The organism is Rahnella sp. 2050 (assembly GCF_040544515.1).
GTDB classification, from domain to species: domain Bacteria; phylum Pseudomonadota; class Gammaproteobacteria; order Enterobacterales; family Enterobacteriaceae; genus Rahnella; species Rahnella aceris.
The window spans coordinates 568,788-587,765 of sequence record NZ_JBEPKE010000002.1 but is presented as its reverse complement, the minus strand read 5'-3'; the positions used below and the strand labels follow the sequence as shown (position 1 = coordinate 587,765).

General features: G+C 50.3%; 20 protein-coding genes. 8 read left to right on the top strand and 12 right to left on the bottom strand.

What is annotated here, in order from left to right; translation table 11 throughout:
- Positions 1–21 precede the first annotated feature (21 nt).
- From ABIC79_RS09945 to ABIC79_RS09930, 4 genes are all read right to left on the bottom strand, one after another.
- Positions 22–276, bottom strand: coding sequence for a hypothetical protein (locus ABIC79_RS09945; protein WP_354566993.1), 255 nt, complete (start codon positions 274–276; stop codon positions 22–24).
- 105 nt (positions 277–381) lie between these two features.
- Positions 382–654, bottom strand: coding sequence for a hypothetical protein (locus ABIC79_RS09940; protein ID WP_354566991.1), 273 nt, complete (start codon positions 652–654; stop codon positions 382–384).
- Positions 644–1,300 (bottom strand): Ssp6 family T6SS pore-forming effector, encoded by a 657-nt coding sequence (locus tag ABIC79_RS09935; RefSeq protein WP_354566989.1) that lies wholly within the window; start codon positions 1,298–1,300, stop codon positions 644–646. The genes ABIC79_RS09940 and ABIC79_RS09935 overlap by 11 nt, the downstream gene beginning before the upstream one ends.
- Positions 1,301–1,430: 130 nt before the next feature.
- Entirely contained in the window at positions 1,431–1,979 is a 549-nt protein-coding gene (locus ABIC79_RS09930; RefSeq protein ID WP_013576895.1) for a helix-turn-helix domain-containing protein, read from the bottom strand.
- A gap of 98 nt (positions 1,980–2,077) precedes the next feature.
- Here ABIC79_RS09930 and ABIC79_RS09925 point away from each other — a divergent pair, with 98 nt between their 5' ends.
- Entirely contained in the window at positions 2,078–2,746 is a 669-nt protein-coding gene (locus tag ABIC79_RS09925; protein ID WP_013576896.1) for an AzlC family ABC transporter permease, read from the top strand.
- Positions 2,743–3,066 (top strand): AzlD domain-containing protein, encoded by a 324-nt coding sequence (locus ABIC79_RS09920; RefSeq protein ID WP_013576897.1) that lies wholly within the window; start codon positions 2,743–2,745, stop codon positions 3,064–3,066. Before ABIC79_RS09925 ends, ABIC79_RS09920 begins: the two co-directional genes overlap by 4 nt.
- Positions 3,067–3,116: 50 nt before the next feature.
- Here the strand turns inward: ABIC79_RS09920 and ABIC79_RS09915 are convergent, their stop codons facing one another.
- Complete coding sequence (locus ABIC79_RS09915) at positions 3,117–4,478, bottom strand: APC family permease (protein ID WP_013576898.1); 1,362 nt, start codon at positions 4,476–4,478, stop codon at positions 3,117–3,119.
- A gap of 607 nt (positions 4,479–5,085) precedes the next feature.
- On the opposite strand from ABIC79_RS09915, the gene ABIC79_RS09910 reads away from it, so the two are divergent.
- Positions 5,086–5,892 carry a helix-turn-helix transcriptional regulator gene (locus ABIC79_RS09910; protein ID WP_013576899.1) on the top strand — a complete coding sequence of 269 codons (807 nt, stop codon included), beginning with the start codon at positions 5,086–5,088 and terminating at the stop codon, positions 5,890–5,892.
- Here the strand turns inward: ABIC79_RS09910 and ABIC79_RS09905 are convergent.
- Positions 5,879–6,517 (bottom strand): LysE family translocator, encoded by a 639-nt coding sequence (locus tag ABIC79_RS09905; RefSeq protein ID WP_013576900.1) that lies wholly within the window; start codon positions 6,515–6,517, stop codon positions 5,879–5,881. The two genes, ABIC79_RS09910 and ABIC79_RS09905, sit on opposite strands and share 14 nt — an antisense overlap.
- Positions 6,514–7,806 (bottom strand): DUF8614 domain-containing protein, encoded by a 1,293-nt coding sequence (locus ABIC79_RS09900; protein ID WP_119262076.1) that lies wholly within the window; start codon positions 7,804–7,806, stop codon positions 6,514–6,516. Before ABIC79_RS09900 ends, ABIC79_RS09905 begins: the two co-directional genes overlap by 4 nt.
- A 155-nt stretch (positions 7,807–7,961) precedes the next feature.
- Between ABIC79_RS09900 and ABIC79_RS09895 the strand changes: the two genes are divergently transcribed.
- From ABIC79_RS09895 to ABIC79_RS09880, 4 genes are all read left to right on the top strand, one after another.
- Positions 7,962–8,621 carry a DUF1345 domain-containing protein gene (locus ABIC79_RS09895; protein WP_013576902.1) on the top strand — a complete coding sequence of 220 codons (660 nt, stop codon included), beginning with the start codon at positions 7,962–7,964 and terminating at the stop codon, positions 8,619–8,621.
- Positions 8,622–8,775: 154 nt separating this feature from the next.
- On the top strand, positions 8,776–9,594 hold the full coding sequence (locus ABIC79_RS09890; RefSeq protein WP_013576903.1) for a transporter substrate-binding domain-containing protein: 819 nt from the start codon (positions 8,776–8,778) through the stop codon (positions 9,592–9,594).
- A complete protein-coding gene (locus tag ABIC79_RS09885) occupies positions 9,594–10,418 on the top strand; it encodes an amino acid ABC transporter permease (RefSeq protein WP_354566984.1) in 825 nt (274 codons plus the stop codon). Before ABIC79_RS09890 ends, ABIC79_RS09885 begins: the two co-directional genes overlap by 1 nt.
- 44 nt (positions 10,419–10,462) lie before the next feature.
- Positions 10,463–11,605, top strand: coding sequence for an aminotransferase class I/II-fold pyridoxal phosphate-dependent enzyme (locus ABIC79_RS09880; RefSeq protein WP_013576905.1), 1,143 nt, complete (start codon positions 10,463–10,465; stop codon positions 11,603–11,605).
- Between the two features lie 88 nt (positions 11,606–11,693).
- On the opposite strand, the gene ABIC79_RS09875 is transcribed toward ABIC79_RS09880, so the two are convergent.
- The 5 genes from ABIC79_RS09875 to ABIC79_RS09855 all read right to left on the bottom strand — a co-directional run bounded on the left by ABIC79_RS09875 (position 11,694) and on the right by ABIC79_RS09855 (position 16,296).
- Positions 11,694–13,478, bottom strand: a complete 1,785-nt coding sequence (locus ABIC79_RS09875; RefSeq protein WP_013576906.1) for a chitinase — start codon at positions 13,476–13,478, stop codon at positions 11,694–11,696.
- A gap of 289 nt (positions 13,479–13,767) precedes the next feature.
- On the bottom strand, positions 13,768–14,034 hold the full coding sequence (locus tag ABIC79_RS09870; protein ID WP_013576907.1) for a phage holin family protein: 267 nt from the start codon (positions 14,032–14,034) through the stop codon (positions 13,768–13,770).
- Positions 14,035–14,299: 265 nt separating this feature from the next.
- Positions 14,300–15,241: a LysR family transcriptional regulator gene (locus tag ABIC79_RS09865; RefSeq protein ID WP_013576908.1), complete on the bottom strand. Its 942-nt coding sequence runs from the start codon at positions 15,239–15,241 to the stop codon at positions 14,300–14,302.
- 142 nt (positions 15,242–15,383) lie between these two features.
- A complete protein-coding gene (locus tag ABIC79_RS09860; protein WP_015690389.1) occupies positions 15,384–15,926 on the bottom strand; it encodes a glycoside hydrolase family 108 protein in 543 nt (180 codons plus the stop codon).
- 22 nt (positions 15,927–15,948) lie between these two features.
- A complete protein-coding gene (locus ABIC79_RS09855; protein WP_354566980.1) occupies positions 15,949–16,296 on the bottom strand; it encodes a winged helix-turn-helix domain-containing protein in 348 nt (115 codons plus the stop codon).
- Positions 16,297–16,841: 545 nt separating this feature from the next.
- Between ABIC79_RS09855 and ABIC79_RS09850 the strand changes: the two genes are divergently transcribed.
- A complete protein-coding gene (locus tag ABIC79_RS09850; protein WP_354566978.1) occupies positions 16,842–18,935 on the top strand; it encodes a glycoside hydrolase family 18 protein in 2,094 nt (697 codons plus the stop codon).
- The last annotated feature ends 43 nt before the right edge of the window (positions 18,936–18,978 follow it).

Genomic DNA, 18,978 nt, shown 5'->3' with positions numbered 1-18,978 from the left:
GAGGGGCCTTATCAAGGATAATTAATTATCACGTTTATCTCTGCCAGTGATTTTATCAATCGCCTTAGACAGAAAATAGAGGAACACCAGCCATACTCCGATACTGACAAACTTCATCGGCCAGGGTTCGACAAACATAATGCAAAGTATTGGGCCAAAAATAACTAACGGGGCAAATGCAAAGCCAAACGAATGATAGACTATAAAAGCCACCATGTTTTTTACTTTGATAATCAGAAAATTAATAAATTCCAATAAGCGGCTATTGGTTGACATTTATTTTACGCCTCATTGTTTCCCTGAATACATGATCCCTACATATGACCTTGATAGATATAATGCCAATGGGAATAGGAACCGCCATATCATGTCCTTATCAAGTTAATTATCACGTTTATCTCTGCCAGTGATTTTATCAATCGCCTTAGACAGAAAATAGAGAAACACCAGCCATACTCCGATGCTGACAAACTTCACCGGCCAGGGTTCGACAAACATAATGCAAAGTATTGGGCCAATAACGATCAGTGGGCCAATAAGTGCTTCAAAAGCATGATGAATAGTGAAGGTGATAATCTTAGAGGCAATATTAAGTAAGGAGCGGATAAAGCGGATAAAGCGGATAAAGCGGATAAAAATATTATTATGCTGCATTAATCTTCTTCTCCACGCTATCCATAATTTTTATGAATGTGGGTTCACCTTGCGTCATTCTGACATGTATCGCGTCCACAAAGGGTTGGACTGAAGGCTTAAACAAAAAATATAGAAGGTCGTAATCCCTCGGTCTGAGGAGTTTATAGACTTCAGGATCCTCAGTTTCAAGAGCTTCTGATGTTCGTATTGAACGCTCTGTCATGCCTCCTATTAGCAAAACGCCGGTTAATGCAGATATCGGCTGATAGCGAAAACTGGCAGAGATGAAAGAGACTCGTTCTAATACTGAGGCAGTTATCAGCGCAATTATTATGTTGGTTCCCATTCGTCCAATGAATGAAGTAAAAACCGCCCTGTAAATTTTGTCTTGCTCAGTTTCTGAAACATATTTATTAAACTCGGTAAAAACCAGCTTAACGGCTTCAGAGATATGGTGATGATTCAGAATATCGTTTCTGATGGCATCCGCCATACGTATTCGCATCGTTTCATGTATGTAACGTGAACCGGTATCAAATATCCCATACACCATGTATCCAAAATCAACCGGAACGGTCAGTGCACCGTTTATCAGGCCATATACGGAATCAGGGGAAAGAATAATCCCGGCAATGCGCGTTGCAATATCATCAATGTCAGCCATGTCATCCCTTAGCCATTAATAATTCCCGCGCAAATTGTAGGGCATTAATAACTCAGCAACCAGACTCTTTATTGTATATATCTGCCGCGCAGTACCTCCGGGATCACAGATTGCTCATCAACACAAAATCTTAACTCTGCTCCGATACCAGCACCGCCATGGTGTCCGGTTCCAGCGCGCGAAAGATATGTTCGACGTCGGCAGGATAGGAAATATAATCTCCGGCATTCAGTTCCACTGGTGAGTCAACCAGCCCGACGAGGGCGCGTCCCTGGGTGATGATGATGTGCTCGACCGAGCCCTGCGGATGCGGGCTGGAGATACGGTCAGCGCCCGGTTGCGTGGTCAGCAGATAAATATCCCGGCGCGCAGCGGGCGGACAGGTCGCGAGTAATACCGCTTTATAATCCGCCAGTTCCGCCACTACCGCCGGACCTTCACCCCGGCGGATCACCTGCATTTTATTCACTTCCGGCTCCATCAGTCGCGCAAAAGGAATGTTCAGCGCCACACACAGCGCCCACAGGGTTTCCAGACTCGGATTCCCGTTGCCCGCTTCAAGCTGGGAAAGCGTCGATTTGGCGATACCGGCACGGCGGGCGACTTCCGCCAGTGACAGGCCAGCCCGCTGGCGTTCACGAACCAGTCCCTTCGAAATAACGCTAATAGGTTGTGACATAACCGCCTCATGATCAGTATAACGAACGATCGTTCGACTTGAAGAACGATGCAGATACGTTCATTATAATGGATACTTGTTCGTTATGGGATGAAATTATGTCTGCGCGTTTCTTTTCACCGTTGGGGAATGATGTGCTTAAAGCCATCTTTCTGGTGTGTCTGGCCGATGGTCTGGTCGGCATTTCTTATGGCTCGCTGGCGGTCGCAGGCGGTTTCCCGCTGTGGGTGCCGCTGATGCTTTCGCTGCTGGTGCTGGCAGGGGCGTCGGAGTTTCTATTTATCGCCATCGTCGGCGGGGGTGGCAGCCCGTTTGCGGCGGCGGCGGCCGGATTGCTGGTCAATGCGCGCCATTTACCGTTCGGGATTGCGGTGAAGGATCTGGTCGGCAGCAAAGCCATGAGCTGGCTGGGTTGTCACATCATGAACGATGAAAGCGTGGTGTTTGGCATCTCGCAATCTACCCATGAAAAACGCAAAACCGCCTACTGGTTATGCGGTGCAGGTATCGCCTTATTCTGGCCGGTCAGTGTGATGGCCGGGGCGTACATCGGCCAGTTCATTCCGGATATCAAAGCCATCGGCCTTGATGCCGTGTTCCCGGCCATTTTGCTGGGGTTGATTTTCCCGGCGCTGCGCAGCCGCAGAACGCGCATACCCGCTACCTCCGGTGCGCTGATTTCGCTGGCTGCGGTGCCTTTCGTTCCGGCCGGTATGCCGGTGCTGTTTTCCCTGCTCGGATTGCTGGCGTGGAGGAACCGAAAATGACCTCACACAGCCTGATGATCGCGGGAATTGCGGTGCTCGCCGCCGGAACATTTCTGATGCGCGTGGCCGGTTACCGGCTGGGTTCACGCCTGAATTTCTCCCCTGCAACTCAGACAATGTTATCGGATGCGGCGACCACCTTATTGCTGGCGGTGGCCGCTACGTCGGCGCTGTTCGAAGGTCAGCATTTCGCCGGATACGCGCGGGTCACCGGCGTCAGCGTGGCGTTGTTTTTAGCCTGGAGAAAAGCGCCGCTGATGGTGATTATTATTGCGGCAGCAGCAGTGACGGCGCTGCTGCGCGGGTTCGGCATTCAGTAGGCAGAAACAAGAATGGCTCCCGCAGGAGCCATTTTCACACCAGTGATGAGTTACGCTACGTCTTCGTATTGCGGTACCGGATTGCGGAAGCTTTTGGTCATGCAGGCCAGATAGATAAAGCCGATTGCGCCCCAGATCAGGCCGAGCACCATCGAGCCTTCTTCCAGATTCACCCACAACGCACCAACGGTCAGCGCACCGCACAGCGGCAACAGCAAATACTGAATATGATCCACAACGGTTTTGTTGCGCTGCTCGCGGATCCAGAATTGCGAAATCACCGACAGGTTCACAAACGTGAATGCCACCAGCGCACCAAAGTTAATCAGCGCCGTGGCGGTGACCAGATCGAAATTAATCGCCAGCAAGGCAATGGCGCCGACCAGCAGCACGTTGAAAGACGGGGTGCGCCATGTCGGATGGATATAGCCGAAGAAGCGTTTCGGGAACACGCCATCACGGCCCATCACATACATCAGGCGGGAAACGCCCGCGTGCGCTGCCATACCGGAAGCCAGCACGGTGATGCTGGAGAAAATCAGCGCGCCAAACTGGAACGCCCGGCCTGCCACCTGCAGCATGATTTCCGGCTGTGAGGCGTCCGGGTCTTTAAAGCTGGAGATATCCGGGAAATAGAGTTGCAGGAAATAGGTCGCCGCAATAAAGATCACGCCACCAATTAAAGCGGTCAGGAATATCGCCCGCGGGATCACCCGTTCTGCGTCTTTGGTTTCTTCCGACAAATTACTGATGCCGTCAAAACCGGTGAAGGAGAAACACAAAATGGTCGCGCCGGTAATCATCGGCACGGTATGCGCATTTTCACCCCAGAACGGTTGGGTGCTGGCGAGCGTGCCATAGCCGGTGCCGTGATTCACGCCATAAATCACCATGCCGGTGATCACCGTGATCAGCACAATCTGCAAGACAACAACCAGCGTATTAATGTTGGCGACCGTTTTGATACTGCGCAAATTCGACAGCGTCATAAAGCTGACCAGTACGACGACAAATATCCACGACGGCACTGACGGTACCAGCGCTTCAAAATAGATTTTTGCCAGCAGAATATTGATCATTGGCGCGAATAAGTAATCAAGCAGCGACGACCAGCCGACCATAAAACCGACCACAGGATGAATGGCTTTTTGCGCGTAGGTATACGCAGAACCGGCGGAAGGATAGCGGCGCACCAGCTTGCCGTAACTCAGCGCGGTGAACAGCACGGCGATCAGCGCAAAAGCATACGCCGTCGGCACATGGCCGTCCGTCAGGCCGGAGACAATACCGAACGTATCGAACAGTGTCATGGGTTGCATATAGGCCAGACCTATCATGACAACCGGAATCAGCGTAAGACTTTTACGTAATTCCACGCGGGAAGGGGACCCTGTGACGAGGTTATCCGACATGATGTTGATTTCCCATGACGGAGAACGCTGCATATAAAGAGTGCTGCACCATTTATGATTCCTTGCGACAAGACTGTCGGTATCTGAAAGTAAATATCTATCCGGTACTTAGCCCGGCCTCTGGTATTTGAAGGTTTGCTTAATGAAAAATGCGTAGTTCAATGAACGAAAAATGAGTCATCCCCGTTTTGCGGGGCGCATATTTTGCCTTATTAAGTATTGAATTTACAAGCCGGATAAGAATAAACACGGTCAATAAATAAAACAGGCAGTCAAAACGAGCACGTATTGTCAAAGTCGTTTGCCGGTGGTTTTGCTAATTGTTTTTATCCTGTAAAACAAAAATGAATTCCCCGTTATTGCCGTTATCAAATATCGGCAGCGCGTGGGTGAAAATAACGACTGCGGCTATTAATCAACATTCATACAACATTCCGCCGGGTCCCGCTGCCCGGATTGGCGAATGGGCAAAATCTGAAAATTTGTCCTGTTGCGATGAGAGATGAATTTTCCTCGCTTTTGTGGTTAACAATTTGTGCTATAAATTTCATATAAGAAAAACCAATGTAGCCTCTTTTCCGCACAGCAAAGATTTTCGGAGTGCAACGTGTCTCTTTCTATTTCTGAATGGACGATGGCTAATGAGATTGAATGCTCGCACCTGACAGCGAGCAATTCTTCATTTCCGCGTCATACTCACGACGAATATGTCATCAGTGCCAATCTGACTGGTACGGAAGAAATCTGGCTGCACGGCAAAACCGAACTTGTGCGCGGCGGCGATATCACGATTTACAACCCGGCCACCGTTCAGTCGTCGCTGTTCGGTAACGACAAGGTCGAATTTCTCAGCGTGCATATTCCGCAGGCTTTACTGCGTCAGGTGTCGGTCGATCACAATCTGCGTTCCGATCACTGCGCGCCGGTGTTAACCGAAGGCGTGCTGAGTAATCCCGCGCTGTTTTCGGCACTGTGCCATTACAAACGCACGCTGAACGACGACGATCAGGAACAAAATTTGTTGTGGCTGCTGGGGGCATTGCTGGAAGAACCCGCCAGAGAGCAGGAACAGTCTTTGCGGCCGATTACGCTGGCGCTCGATTTTATGCGTGACCATCTGACCCGCAAAATCCATCTCGATACGCTGGCGCAAATCAGCGGACTGAGCAAGTTTCACTTTGTCCGCCTGTTCCGTCAGCACATCGGCATGCCGCCGCTGCAATACCATATGCAACTGCGTTTGCTCGAGGCCAGAAATCAGCTGCGTAAAAATAATAATGCGCTGGATGTGGCGATAGGGCTGGGCTTTTATGATCAAAGCCATTTCATCAATACGTTCCGTAAGATGATGGGGATCACTCCCCATCTTTATTCGCAGTCACTTCACGCGTCGCAGGTACTTATACCAAGATGAACTCCCGATAACCGCTGATCACCACATACAGCGCAAAGTAAGAGAAGATCGCCGCTGAGGCCACATACGAATATTTCAGCATTTTGGTGCCCAGCATTTTTCCGCCAAGGCTGCCGACGGAACAGATCACCATCGTCCAGAACACACCTGCAATAAAGAAGCCGCCCAGGAACCACGAGGCATTCGCCGTGCTTCCCTGCCCCATGCGGGAGATCAGTGCCCCGCCGACGGCGGCAAACCACAAAATAGCGGTGGGTGAAGACATCGCCAGTACGATGCCGCGACCAAAATTCCGAATAACAGAACGTGGCTGCGCGCTGTCACCGGCGCTCAGATCCTCCGCAGGCGCGAGCGCGGCGCGGATCATTTTGTAGGTAAACCACATCAGCATCAGTGAACCGCCGACCCACAGCACCCAGCGCACACTCTGGTATTGCAGCAAAATGGTCATCCCGGCCAGCGCCAGCACCGCGTAAATTAAGTCGCCGATGCAGGTGCCGATGCCCAGCCAGAATCCATGAAAATACCCCCGCTGCATCGCCAGTGTCATCATGGCGATATTAGCAATCCCAATGTCCAGACACAGCGACAGGCTGAGTAAAAATCCATTTGAAAACGGCATCATAACGGGACTCTCTTAATTAACTGGTTGTATTCAATCATGTCATTGGTTGTACCGAGGCGTGCCATCAGGATTTCGACATCTTCCGGATTAGTGTGCGGACAATGTTGCAGCATGAACGCCTGCGCACGCTCCGCATCGCCCCCCAGCAGCGCTTCGCTCATCAGGCGGGTCAGATCGGCCATTTGCGGGTAAAACAGCGCCGGATAGAAATCAAGCGTCTCCGCCGACAGCTCAATGCAACCGTGTTCGCGCAGATAGTTGAACTGGATCCAGGCCGCACCAGCATCCGGATAACTTGACGGGCCGCGGCGCAGATAGCGCAACATTTCGAGGAAATAGATCCGCGCCAGCACGGTCCGGTCGAGCTGCAAACCGGTGGCCACCTGCGGCGTGAGGCACATCAGCAAACCAAACTGATCGGCCAGCGCTTCCTGCACTATCATTGATCCCCAGCGATCAATTTTGCTGAGTTTCGGAAAGACGTTCTCGTTACGCACCAGAGAATGCCCGAGGTCGTGCCCGCGGAACCAGGCAATCAGATAACGCTGGCACACATCACTGTCTGGCAGCATGTCTTCGGCCCAGCCCATTTTGGCGGCTTCGGTACGTGAAAACAGCTCGAACAATTGCTGATACGTATTGGCAAACACCACCGTGCGTTTGACCGGCGAATACTTCAGCCCCTCGTCTTCCGGGAAGAAATAGGCAAAATGTTTGGGATAGGTATTGGCTTCACCGGCAATGCCAAAGAGGTTGATAATTTTGTATGCGCAGCCTGGCATCGCCAGTAAATCGGCGGCGATTTCCTTTTGCAGATACAGTAAGCTTTCCGGAAACAGGCTGTCCATCACGTCGGAAACTTCCTGCAAAACCGGGGCAGGTTCACCAAACCACGACGAATAAAAACTCTGTTTGGATTTTCCCACCCAGGTGGACGTGTTACCGATGCCCAGCACCAGTTGCTGTTCCTTCAGGCCAGCAATTTGCGGTAATACCGTTTTTCCGCAACTGTCATCTGCCAGCATTTCCGCCCGTAAAAACAGTCCGCGCCGGGTATCGGGATCATCAAACAGCGGCGCTAAACGGAAACACTGAATCGACATCTCTTCACGCAGGGCATCCAGCAAACGGCTTTCACAGGCCGCTTCCAGCTGGTTGATGGCTTCGGTCAGACGCAGGCAATAATGAATCGTTTGCAAAGCTTTAGGACTTAAATTTTCCGGGGCATCCAGATCCATCATGGATACCTGATATGCCGGGGCGGCTGGCCAAAATGATGTCGTAAACATAGTTTCAAACCCTTGAGCGCAATGGAGAGAAACTACTTAAACACTCCCCTGCGGCGGGGTATTGGAAGAAATTGCGCATAAGTCTGCACGCCGGATATTGCCCCCGGCGACTACAGTTAATCTATCCCCGTCTCTTTTACCAGGTGCCTGACATCATGAGTTTCTCTCTGCGCCATTATCTGCACGTTCGTGGCCGTTTACTGATTTCTATTGTTGCTGGTCTGATTTGCTTCTTCGCGCTTCCCCCGCATCTGGGAATTTTGCAGCGGCTGATGATTGGCTGGAATGTGCTGGCATGGATGTATCTGTTTTTTCTGTGGTTTCGCATGCTGCGCACTGAAGCGAAGGATATCCCGCACATCGCTAAAACGCAGGATGAAAGCGCCAGTCTGGTGCTGACGCTGGTCACGCTCACCTGCCTGGTGAGCATTCTGGCGATCCTGATGGAACTCGGCTCCCTTAAAGCGCTGACGGGAAGCGCAAAAACCCTGCATATCTTGCTGACCGCGACTACGCTGATTGCCTCGTGGGCGCTGCTGCCGACCTCTTTCGCCATGCATTACGCGCATCATCACTATCTGCGGCAGACAAAAGACATCACGCCGATGATCTTCCCGGAAAAGCCTGAGCAGCCCGGCTACTGGGATTTTCTCTATTTCTCCTTCACCATCGCCGTCGCCTCACAAACTGCCGACGTCGCGACCGGCACCACCGATATGCGCCAGATTGCCCTGTTGCAGTCGGTCATTTCCTTTGTCTTTAATCTGGCGATTCTAGGGTTGTCCATTAACGTCGGGGCGGGATTACTGAGTTAACCCCGGGTTGAAGTAATGCGCTGTCATTGTGAGGATTTCCCGCAGAGTTCACTGTAAGTCAGAAAAGGTTTAATTTAGACTTCTATACGTCTAAAAGTTAGTGTAGGTTTTCACAATAAATTCCCATTCTGGTTACGTTTAAGGAACTCCATTTATGCGCACTCCGTTTGTAGTTGTGACTCTCCTTGCCGCCACACTGTTTTCTGCTGCCTCATTTGCCGGTGCGACGCTGGATCGCGTGACCCAAACCGGTGTGCTGCGCAATGCGATCGTTAACGATTACCCGCCGTTTGGTTTTATTGATGATAATAACCAACTGGCCGGTTTTGACGTGGATGTGGCGAAAGCGGTGGCGCAGCGCATGGGCGTAAAACTTGAAATCATCGCACCGGGCTGGGAAACGATTGTCGGCGGTAAATGGCAGGGTCGCTGGGATACCTGTATCTGCTCGATGACGCCAAACACCGAGCGCGCCAAAGTACTGGATTTTCCGACGCCGTATTACAACTCTCCGGCGGTCTTAGTGGTCAATAAGAAAGACGACCGCATTAAATCGGCGGCCGATCTGAGCAATAAAAAGATTGGCGTCGGCATTGGTTCAACCTACGAAACCTATCTGCAAAAAACGCTGGTGATCCCGGGCAGCAAGCCCATCACATTCCCGTTCGATAACGTACACGTGATCCCAAGCGACGAAGAAGTGGCGTTCCAGAATCTGGCGCTCGGGCCGGGTGTGCGCCTCGACGGCGTGGTGTCAGATTTAGCCACCGCGAATGCCCGCATCAAACGTGCGCCGGTGTTTAAAATTGTCACCGAGCTTTATGCTGAACCGAACTGGGTAGCCACCGACAAAGGTGACGCCGAATGGGACAAGAAAGTGGCCGATACCATCAAATCGCTGCGCGACGATGGCACGCTGGCGAAAATCTCTCAGCACTGGCTGGGTGAAGATATTACCCACGAGGTACCGTAATGCCACAAATCCCGGACAGCCAGCCGAAAGTGGAAACGCAGGAGCGCTGGCACCACGCACATGCGTTTAAATTTAAAACCGGGCTGACGTGGCTGATTTTGCTCAGCCTGCTGCTCGGCACGTTCAGCAAAATGGGGCTGGACTGGAGCCTGATTGGGCAGAAATTGCCGTTCCTGCTTGGCCTGCGCCTGTCGCCGGACGGCTTTATTCAGGGCGCGGCGCTGACCATAATGATCACCGCCTGCTCGATGTTTTTCTGTCTGCTGATTGGCCTGATTACCGCGCTCGGCCGGATGTCTGAAAATGCGCTGGCATTTGGTTGCGCGACGTTTTACGCCTCGCTGTTTCGCGGCACGCCGCTGCTGGTGCAGGTGCTGATTATCTATCTGGCGCTGCCGCAGGTGGGAATTGTGCTCGGGGCGCTCAGCTCGGGCATTATCGCTCTGTCGATGAACTACGGCGCGTATCTGGCGGAAACTATCCGCAGCGGCGTGCTCTCGGTGCCGCGCGGTCAGCAGGAAGCCGCGCTGGCGCTCGGCGTGTCACGCTGGACGGTGGCCGTTCACGTCACCGCGCCGCAGGCACTGCGCATCATTATCCCGCCCGCCGGGTCGATGTTTATTTCGATGCTGAAAGATTCGTCTCTGGTGTCACTGATGGGTCTGTGGGAGCTGAATTTTCTGGCGCAATCCTACGGGCGCAGCACCTACCGTTATATGGAAATGCTGGCGACCGCTGCTGCGATCTACTGGATTATGTCGATCGTGCTGGAACTGCTGCAAAGCCGCCTTGAGCGCCGCTTTGCGCAAGGCCACCGCCGCTAAACTTTTTATTTTCAAATGCTCTGACTTCTTATCGCAGGTATATCATGGCTTTTCCTGAAGATTTCCGTTTAATCAGCTATCTCTCGCGCCTCGAACACGCTGTACGTTTTCCGCTGTCCTCTTCCTATCCTGAATCGATGAGCCTGGATACGTTATTTGAACTGGCAGGGAAAGAACACCGCGCGCCGTTCATGCAGACCATGCTGGATTATCCGCCACTGCGCGGAACGCCGGAACTGCTCGACGCCATCGCCTCGACCTATAAAAATGTCACCGCGCAGGACGTCATCAGTTTTGCCGGTGCCGACGAAGCGATTTACGCCAGTTTTCAGATGTTGCTCAAATCCGGCGATCACGCCGTGGTGATCACCCCAAATTATCAGTCGCTGGAAAGCGTGCCGTTATCGCTGTGTGACGTCACCGGCGTGGCGCTTGATGAAAATAACGACTGGGCGCTGGATACTAATCAAGTCCGCGACGCGCTGCGCGCCAATACCAAAGTGCTGGTGATTAACTTTCCGCACAATCCGACCGGCGCGCTGATTAGCCGTCAGCAACTCGACGAACTGATCGGGTTATGCCGCGATCGCGGGATCTGGATTTTCTCGGACGAAGTGTACCGGCTGACAGAGTTTGATCCGGCAGACCGGCTGCCGCAACTGGCGGATATTTACGAACGTGGCATTTCGCTGAACGTGACCTCCAAAGCTTACGGATTACCGGGGCTGCGCATCGGCTGGGTGGCCTGCCAGGATAAAGCGTGGATGCGGGAACTCGAGCGCATGAAGCAGTATCTGTCGATCTGTAATTCCATGCCCGGCGAGTTTCTCACCACGGTGGCACTCAATGCCCGCGCACCGATCCTTGAACGGGTGATGGAACGCTCGCGCCGCCAGCTCGTAACACTGACTCAATTTCTGGCGCAATACCCGCACCTGTTCAGGCTCAGCGTGCCGAAAGCCGGTGTGCTGGCGTTCCCACGTTTTACCGGTGAGCAAGGCGCAGAAGCCTTTGCCACACAACTGGTGGAAGAAGCCGGTGTGATGGTGATCCCTTCTGTCGCCTACGCATCAGAACTGAACAGGGTGTCGGAAGATTTCCTGCGTATCGGTTTTGGTCGCGAAAATCTTGATGAAGCACTGGGTGAAACGGGGAGATGGCTGGACAAACGCGGCCAGCAGGGATGAAAAAAATGGGCGCGGAAATCGCACCCATTTTAGTTTTCCCCAATGAACGGAAACCGGACTTGCCATTGATTTGTTAATGACTTACATGTTACTTACAGGCTTTGATCTCTTTCCACTGTGACCATTCGCCAGTGAACGACGGGTTACCTGGCTCATTGTTCTGAGTCCAGTAATTCGCGAGATACTCCTTACCTTTCCAGTTAACACTTTCTCCGCCGTTATACACTTTACCGGCATCCCAGTTGTCAGCGCAGCCGGTGCTGGTGCCTTCATCAGGGATCGGCAATACCTTCGGTGTGACCGTCAGCACGTAGGTGGCCACACTGCTTTTCTTCCCGTCGGACACGGTGAGGGTAAAGTTGAAGCTTTGCTTAGCGGTGACCACGGGTGCGACAAAACTCAGCGATTCACGATCGTTACCGGCGAGGGTGGACCCGTTCGGCAGCAACCAGCTGTAGGTCAGTTTATCGCCGTCAGCGTCGGTAGATTCTGCTGCATTGAGCGTCACATTCGCCTGGCTTTCCACATCACCAATCGGACCGGAGAGTTTTGCCACCGGCGCTGAATTGCCGTCAGCCGGGGCTGGTGTCGGTTCCGGTGTTGGTGCTGGCGTCGGTTCAGGAGCAGGTGTCACCGCTTCTTCTTTACCGGCATCATCGACCACTTTCACGTTAAAGAAGTGCTGGACGCAGCGTTTGTAATCGCCCTCTTTGAACGCGGAGAACGGCGTCTGATAACCGACCAGCTGACAGGAATACGTCAGGCCAGTTGGCGTTTCTGATGACCATCCCCAGTCCTGTTCCCAGTACTGCGGCAGCGCACCGGCGCCACCTTCATCAAACTGTTTCATGTTTTTACAGCCCAGCACTTCATTAGCCGGAACCGGCACTTTCAGGTATTCCGCTTCGCTTTTGTAGTAGGAGATACGGTTCAGGCCCTGCGCGATTTCCTGCGAGCCACCGCACTCAACACCGCCATTGATGATCTGAATAGTCACGCCGAATCCCGGCACCAGACCGTTGGCTTTGTCACGATCGTTCGGCTGCCAGGTGCCGTCGATCACATGCAGCATGCTCGGCTTCGGTGCCTGCGGCGTGACGTAGAAGAATACCGCACTGGCAAGGTTCAGCCAGGTATCCGCCACCAGTTCCGGTTTATCCAGCAGGGTTCTGACCGTGCCGAACATCGCATCGGAGAACGGGCCGTAGTTATAGTTATAAGAAAGTTGTTTGGCACCGCGACCGAAGTAGCTGACAAAATCGCCGTCGGCATCTTTGCCGCAAGGCCAGGTTTGTCCCTGCCAGACATTCGGATTACATTCGCCGTTATAGCCGCCTTTCTGCCCTTCTTTCCAGCCCATTTCTCGCAGATAGACCAGCCCCTGACGCCATTCGGCTTCCGGGCGCCAGCTCTCGTGGCCGCCGGTTTCCTGTGCGAAGTGTGCAAACATGGTGGCAAGGCCTTTACGGCAAATGGCATCCGAATCACGTCCGTCGGTATACGTTCCGCACACGGCCGGGAACTTGCCGATGGCCTGCAGGAATTTGGTGTAGGTATAGCTCGGGTCACGCAGCGGGAAAATGTGTTCCCACTTATCACTGCCCAGAATGCTGTCCACCCGCTTCACGTTAGCCGGGTTATCGCTGCGGCCGGGAGCGATTTTATCGACGGAAGCATTATCCAGTGTGCGGATAGACGCCTTAACCTCCTGCATCAGCGGGTTTTGAGTCAGGCTGTTTTCTTTTTTAATCAGATCACTTTCTTTGATGACATAGGGGTCCGACGTATCGGCTGCCATTGCCGGAGCAACACAGGCCATCAGACAGGAAAGTGTAATAAGATTCAAAAGGTATTTATCTTTAGTTCTGCGCATAAGGACAACCTTATATAAATAGTCGAAGTTAAATGCTGAAAATTATTTCTGCATAACATTAACCGGTCAGAGTTTCTGTACTGCCCCCTGCCCTGTCAGTCAAAAGGCTAATCGCATAAGCGCATACAGGCTAATAAAAACAAAGCCATAAACATCATAAAAAACGGATGATATTTATTAAAAACCACTTATAAATTTATTCGAAGAACAATAAAAAATGCGGACTGATCACCCGGAATCAGTCCACATACTTATGAACAAACTTTGAATACTTAGTGAATAAAGTTGTTTACCGTTGGGCCAGTGTAAAAGTTCCCGCCAATTTCTTCACCCGGTCCCCTGCCAGAATTAATAGTGGCCCGCCTAACACACCGCCTATACCGGAGGTCATCAGGATCATATTAAAACCCATATCCCTTTCGATGAAAACGATGCTTAGCAGGAAACCTGTGAAACACGACACAACGATTTGCGTAAAACATTTATAAACATCCTCCACAGTGGGCTTACTTTTGCAGCGCATGATAAATCGCACCAGGCCACCCCAGGATGACATAACTAATATAGAAACTAATAACTCAAATTATATAAACACAACTTCGTTAGCATGAAGACTGATCATGACGAAAAACCTCATAGATTAACTAATAAAGATTGAGATAACTGCGACAATGATAATCCGGCCATCATCAAAGCCATAATCACTTCAGTTCAATAATTAATTTTGATAATCCGGCGCTGATTTTTTATTAAAAAAAAATCATTAAAAAATAAACAAACACTCTCTTAAATCACGTTAACCGCATTTCTTGCCACATCCTTCATATTGATTCCGCGCTTTTCAGCTGTGACATCACCAGATGAACATAGCGTCGCTTACTGCTGTTTGAAAGATAATTCATGTAGACCGGAGAGTCCTTTATTGAAATTTCTTTAGGTAGATCAAAGCACTTTAACTTGCAATGCCGCTCCCTGATAAAGTAATCCGCCAGCACCCTGGGTAACACAGTGAGCATATCACTGCGTTCGAGCGCGCTGATGATACCGTTGATGGAAGAAGAGCGGTAAATGACTTTAACCAGACCCGCGTAAGGTGCATTAATCGTCAACGTCGTGCCGAGAAGACCGGTAAAATCATTATAAATACCGTCGTTATAGACAGCGTGAGGTAATGCGTAGTAATGCATTAACGCCAGTTCTCTCTGGTTGGACAATAAACTGCTGGCACCGCACAGGATAACAAACTCATCCATGGCATCAATTTTTATTGAGGTGATTTTCTCATGATTCAGAGCATGATGCGAAATAACAACATCGATATTTGCCTGTAACAAACTCCTTACCATTTCATCACTCTTAATATTCGTTGAATTAGAAAATTCGACCTTTACTGACTTTCCACTTTCGTTCTTATACATCCGGTTAAAATAATAGTCCTCCAGAACATCCGGACACATTACCCGCAATATGGCACCCGATGGCCCTTCGGTTCTTGAGGACTGTAAAACATCTTCAATAATCGTAATGGCGTTGACAAAAGAATCATGGATATCCAGCGCAGTGGCGGTGGGTTTCAGACCCGTGGCCGTGCGGTAAAACAGTTCTTCACCCAGATGTCGTCTGAGCTTATTTATCGATAAGCTTACTGCAGAAGGTGTAAGATTCAGATTTTCTGCTGCTTTTGAAATATTCCCAGAAACAATCACTTCATTCATTATCTTGATAAGATTGTAATCAAAGTTAATTGTACTTGACTCGTTCATTATTTACTCTCCAGATAAAGGGGGCGTTTGCTTCGAAATAAATAATACAGCTCTTTATGCATTCAGTTTTCATAAAAATCCACCTTTAATATTGTGAAGCGTTTTGAGTTGCGTACGTATTAATCACATATCCCGAGCATATTTAAAGCGTTATCCGCCCCTTCATCCAGCCGTAAACAAACGACTCATTCGCACTACGCCCTTCTGCCAACTCCAGGTAACGTTGCCCCTGACTGCAATTAATAGAAGTGATTAACACGCCCGCTCCCTCGGTGCCACGCTTCTCAATGAACTGTGTTAACGCCTTTAGCGTACCGGGGCCGATTTTGCCGTCCACGACGATATCACCATAATATGCTTCACCGTGATTAAATACATTCAGCCAGCGCTGCAACCATCGGATACCCACTGCCGGTCCCATGTTGGTGCCGGTGTCGCACAGTTCCAGCGCCAGACCTGGCGCAATGGCATACACTTTGTCGAATCCCGGCTGATACCAGTAATTCTTTTCAAGGATCAGATAAGCATCTTCTTTCGTGAAATCGGTCATTTTTCCGGTATAGCCATAACTGCGGGCCGTTTTTTCGGTGATACCCCAATGCGTCGGGCCACCGGTATCATTCGGGTGGTCTACATAGCCACCTTCGTTTTTCAGTACGGAATTAATCACAGGGTTAGTAAACATAAGGTCTTCCTCCGGACAACAGTTAAAGTTGAAACGTCAGAAACAACGCGGTACCGATTAACAGTACCGACACCAAAAAACCAAACATCAGTATCCACGGTCTGAGGTTCTTAACCGGTGATACCTTCTCTTCCATGACTTCCACAGTGGCCGAGGTACTGACACGAATGCCTGATTTCGGCACAGTAATGAAGAATTCATCCAGCCCGGCAAATTTAAGATCGCGGCGGATTAAATAAAGGGTCTGGGTCAAACTGGCATCGCTGGTGAATTTACTGCGGCTTCCCCATAACGCGACAGAGATGGCCTCTTTTTCGATCACTTCATCTTTTGCATGTTCAATAATATAACTCAGGCAACGTGATCTCATTGAAGTCAGTTTAATATTCACATCACTGTGAAGTTTTTTAAACTCCTTGGTTTTTCATTAAAGACATATTCGCCATTTATAAGATATACAGCCATCATCCTCTCTCCTCCATTATTTCAGCCATTTGTACCTACCCCTTAATCTTTGCTGATGATTAAGCGTATCTGTTTTTATTATTTTCACCACAGGCAATAGGATTAATATTAAGTATTTTAGTTAAGATGTGACTGAATCAAAAAAAACGGGGGGATATTAAGTAAAACTCAAAAACCACTTAATTCTCACTCAACATGCAGAAAGCATTCAACAAGCTGAAAATCAATGCTTTTTATGATTAATTTGTGATATGTCTTTTTATCATCAACGTGATTATTGATGACGATAAAACCCGCTAAATTTCGCCATTCAAAAAACAACCATAAATTTTATATTAGTCAATTTTATTTATATCTCAATATGATTTGTCGGTTTTTATTTCCGGATCGAATATATCCACCAGCAGCAACCGGCTGTTTATGTACTCATTCAAAATTTAGGAAAATACTATGTCTACCAGCAAAATCATTAAGACCGACGAGTTAACCCAGTCCTCTTATACTCTGGACGGTTTTAATCCAGCCACAGAAACTGAAAATTACAGCTATACGTCGGCACGTGTGACGAAACCGGTTTATAACAAATACAATACGGCGAATAAGCCAAAAGTATTTGGCTATTACACCGACTGGTCACAATATGATGGCCGTCTGCAGAATTCGCAGGCAGGCAAAGAAGCCCGCGGCCGTGGTTTTGACCTCGCAAACATTCCACCGACTGCTTACGACAAAATCATCTTTGGTTTCGTTGGGATTGTTGGCGACCAGGGTGAAAAAGCCAATACCGTGGCCAATGCCGCACAACAACTGGGTAAAACCACCCATCAGGCGACGTTCCTGGATCCGTGGGGTGACTTTGGCTCCTCCGTCAATAACAACCTGGACAATCCGGGCTGGGTGGAACTTTCTCCGGCCACCGCGACGCAAGCCAATGTAAAAGGTCTGGTCGGTGGCTTACGTGACCTGCAAAAACGCGCCAAAGCAGTGGGTCATGATCTGGTGCTTTCGATGAGTATTGGTGGCTGGACGTTAAGTAACGGCTTCCACAATATGGCAAAAACCGCAGAAAGTCGTACCATCTTCGCGAAAAGTATTGCCAGTCTGTTCACCCGTTTCCCGATGTTCAGCGAAGTGGATATCGACTGGGAATACCCGGGCAACACCGGGAATAACAACCCGTATGATGATAATGATGGCGCGAACTATGCGCTGCTGATTGCTGAAATCACCAAACAGATGGCCGCCATCAAACGTTCTGATGTAAAAATCAGTATTGCCAGCTCCGCCGTGGTCACTATTTTGGAAAAATCCAACGTTCCGGCCCTGCTTGAAGCCGGTCTGTACGGCGTTAACCTGATGACCTATGACTTTTTCGGTACGCCGTGGGCAGAAAAATTGTCGCATCACACCAATTTACATGCATTGGTTGAAGGCGGCTGGGGCATTGACACCATCATTAACTATCTGCTGTCGAAAGGGTTCCCGGCTGACCGCATGAATGTCGGCTATGCGGCCTATTCCCGTAACGCGCAAAATGCGGTACTGGAAAGCTATTCTCCTTTAGAAGGTACCTATACTCCTGTTGAAGGTAAAACCACCGTCGGTACATTCGAAAGCGGTACCACCGAATGGTACGACATGGTGAATAACTACCTGGATCTGGAAAATCAGTCAGGACGCAATGGCTTCCAGGTGTATACCGATCAGGTCGCTGATGCTGATTATCTTTATAACAAAGACACCGGCATTTTCATGTCCATTGATACCCCACGTACCGTGCGTGAAAAAGGCCGTTATGTGGTTGAAAAAGGACTCGGCGCACTGTTCACCTGGACTATCGATCAGGACAACGGTCTGCTGGTCAATGCGGCACGCGAAGGTCTGGGTTGTACTATCCAGAATCAGGTTATCGATATGGCGCCTTTCTACTTTGAAGGTGTCAATATCGACGGTCAGGTTCCGGAAGATGAAGTCCCTTCAGAAACCAATACTGCGCCTACCGGTGATATTGCCCTGCAGGTGTTCAGCGGTGCCAAAGTGCGTCTGAGCGCGGCAGGTTCTGCCGATAAAGACAACGATAAACTCACCTACAAATGGACTGCACCAGCCGCCATCGCACTGTCCTCGTACGATGCGGTCTCCGCAGACTTCACCGCACCAGAGCTGGTCAGTAAATCTGACTTCAACTTCACACTGGTAGTCACCGATGAACACGGTGAAAAATCGGTATCGAAAAGCATCGTGGTAACAGTGCTGGGTAACGCAGCCGTTGAGCCAGAACCAACACCGGAGCCGACACCGGTGCCGACCCCGGAACCAACGCCTGTGCCAACGCCTGTGCCAACGCCTGTGCCAACGCCAGAACCTACACCAACGCCTTCTCCGGCAGGCAAATATGCCACCTGGGATGCCAGCAAAGTGTACAACACCGGCGACAAAGTCAGCCTGAACGGTAAAGACTACCAGGCCAACTACTGGACGCACGGCAATCAGCCGGGCAAAGCCGAATTTACCGGCGAATGGTCACAGTGGAAGCAAATCTGATCTCTTGGTGACATGTTCTGATGCGCGTTAAAACATCTCACGG

Bases quoted from the DNA above. Each gene is read 5' to 3' on its own strand.
- ABIC79_RS09940 (WP_354566991.1), bottom strand. From the start codon at position 654: ATGCAGCATAATAATATTTTTATCCGCTTTATCCGCTTTATCCGCTTT.
- ABIC79_RS09900 (WP_119262076.1), bottom strand. From the start codon at position 7,806: ATGTTTACGACATCATTTTGGCCAGCCGCCCCGGCATATCAGGTATCC.
- ABIC79_RS09865 (WP_013576908.1), bottom strand. From the start codon at position 15,241: ATGAACGAGTCAAGTACAATTAACTTTGATTACAATCTTATCAAGATA.
- ABIC79_RS09945 (WP_354566993.1), bottom strand. From the start codon at position 276: ATGTCAACCAATAGCCGCTTATTGGAATTTATTAATTTTCTGATTATC.
- ABIC79_RS09925 (WP_013576896.1), top strand. From the start codon at position 2,078: ATGTCTGCGCGTTTCTTTTCACCGTTGGGGAATGATGTGCTTAAAGCC.
- ABIC79_RS09885 (WP_354566984.1), top strand. From the start codon at position 9,594: ATGCCACAAATCCCGGACAGCCAGCCGAAAGTGGAAACGCAGGAGCGC.
- ABIC79_RS09855 (WP_354566980.1), bottom strand. From the start codon at position 16,296: ATGAGATCACGTTGCCTGAGTTATATTATTGAACATGCAAAAGATGAA.
- ABIC79_RS09915 (WP_013576898.1), bottom strand. From the start codon at position 4,478: ATGTCGGATAACCTCGTCACAGGGTCCCCTTCCCGCGTGGAATTACGT.
- ABIC79_RS09935 (WP_354566989.1), bottom strand. From the start codon at position 1,300: ATGGCTGACATTGATGATATTGCAACGCGCATTGCCGGGATTATTCTT.
- ABIC79_RS09875 (WP_013576906.1), bottom strand. From the start codon at position 13,478: ATGCGCAGAACTAAAGATAAATACCTTTTGAATCTTATTACACTTTCC.
- ABIC79_RS09850 (WP_354566978.1), top strand. From the start codon at position 16,842: ATGTCTACCAGCAAAATCATTAAGACCGACGAGTTAACCCAGTCCTCT.
- ABIC79_RS09860 (WP_015690389.1), bottom strand. From the start codon at position 15,926: ATGTTTACTAACCCTGTGATTAATTCCGTACTGAAAAACGAAGGTGGC.
- ABIC79_RS09880 (WP_013576905.1), top strand. From the start codon at position 10,463: ATGGCTTTTCCTGAAGATTTCCGTTTAATCAGCTATCTCTCGCGCCTC.
- ABIC79_RS09930 (WP_013576895.1), bottom strand. From the start codon at position 1,979: ATGTCACAACCTATTAGCGTTATTTCGAAGGGACTGGTTCGTGAACGC.
- ABIC79_RS09890 (WP_013576903.1), top strand. From the start codon at position 8,776: ATGCGCACTCCGTTTGTAGTTGTGACTCTCCTTGCCGCCACACTGTTT.
- ABIC79_RS09905 (WP_013576900.1), bottom strand. From the start codon at position 6,517: ATGATGCCGTTTTCAAATGGATTTTTACTCAGCCTGTCGCTGTGTCTG.
- ABIC79_RS09895 (WP_013576902.1), top strand. From the start codon at position 7,962: ATGAGTTTCTCTCTGCGCCATTATCTGCACGTTCGTGGCCGTTTACTG.
- ABIC79_RS09920 (WP_013576897.1), top strand. From the start codon at position 2,743: ATGACCTCACACAGCCTGATGATCGCGGGAATTGCGGTGCTCGCCGCC.
- ABIC79_RS09870 (WP_013576907.1), bottom strand. From the start codon at position 14,034: ATGTCATCCTGGGGTGGCCTGGTGCGATTTATCATGCGCTGCAAAAGT.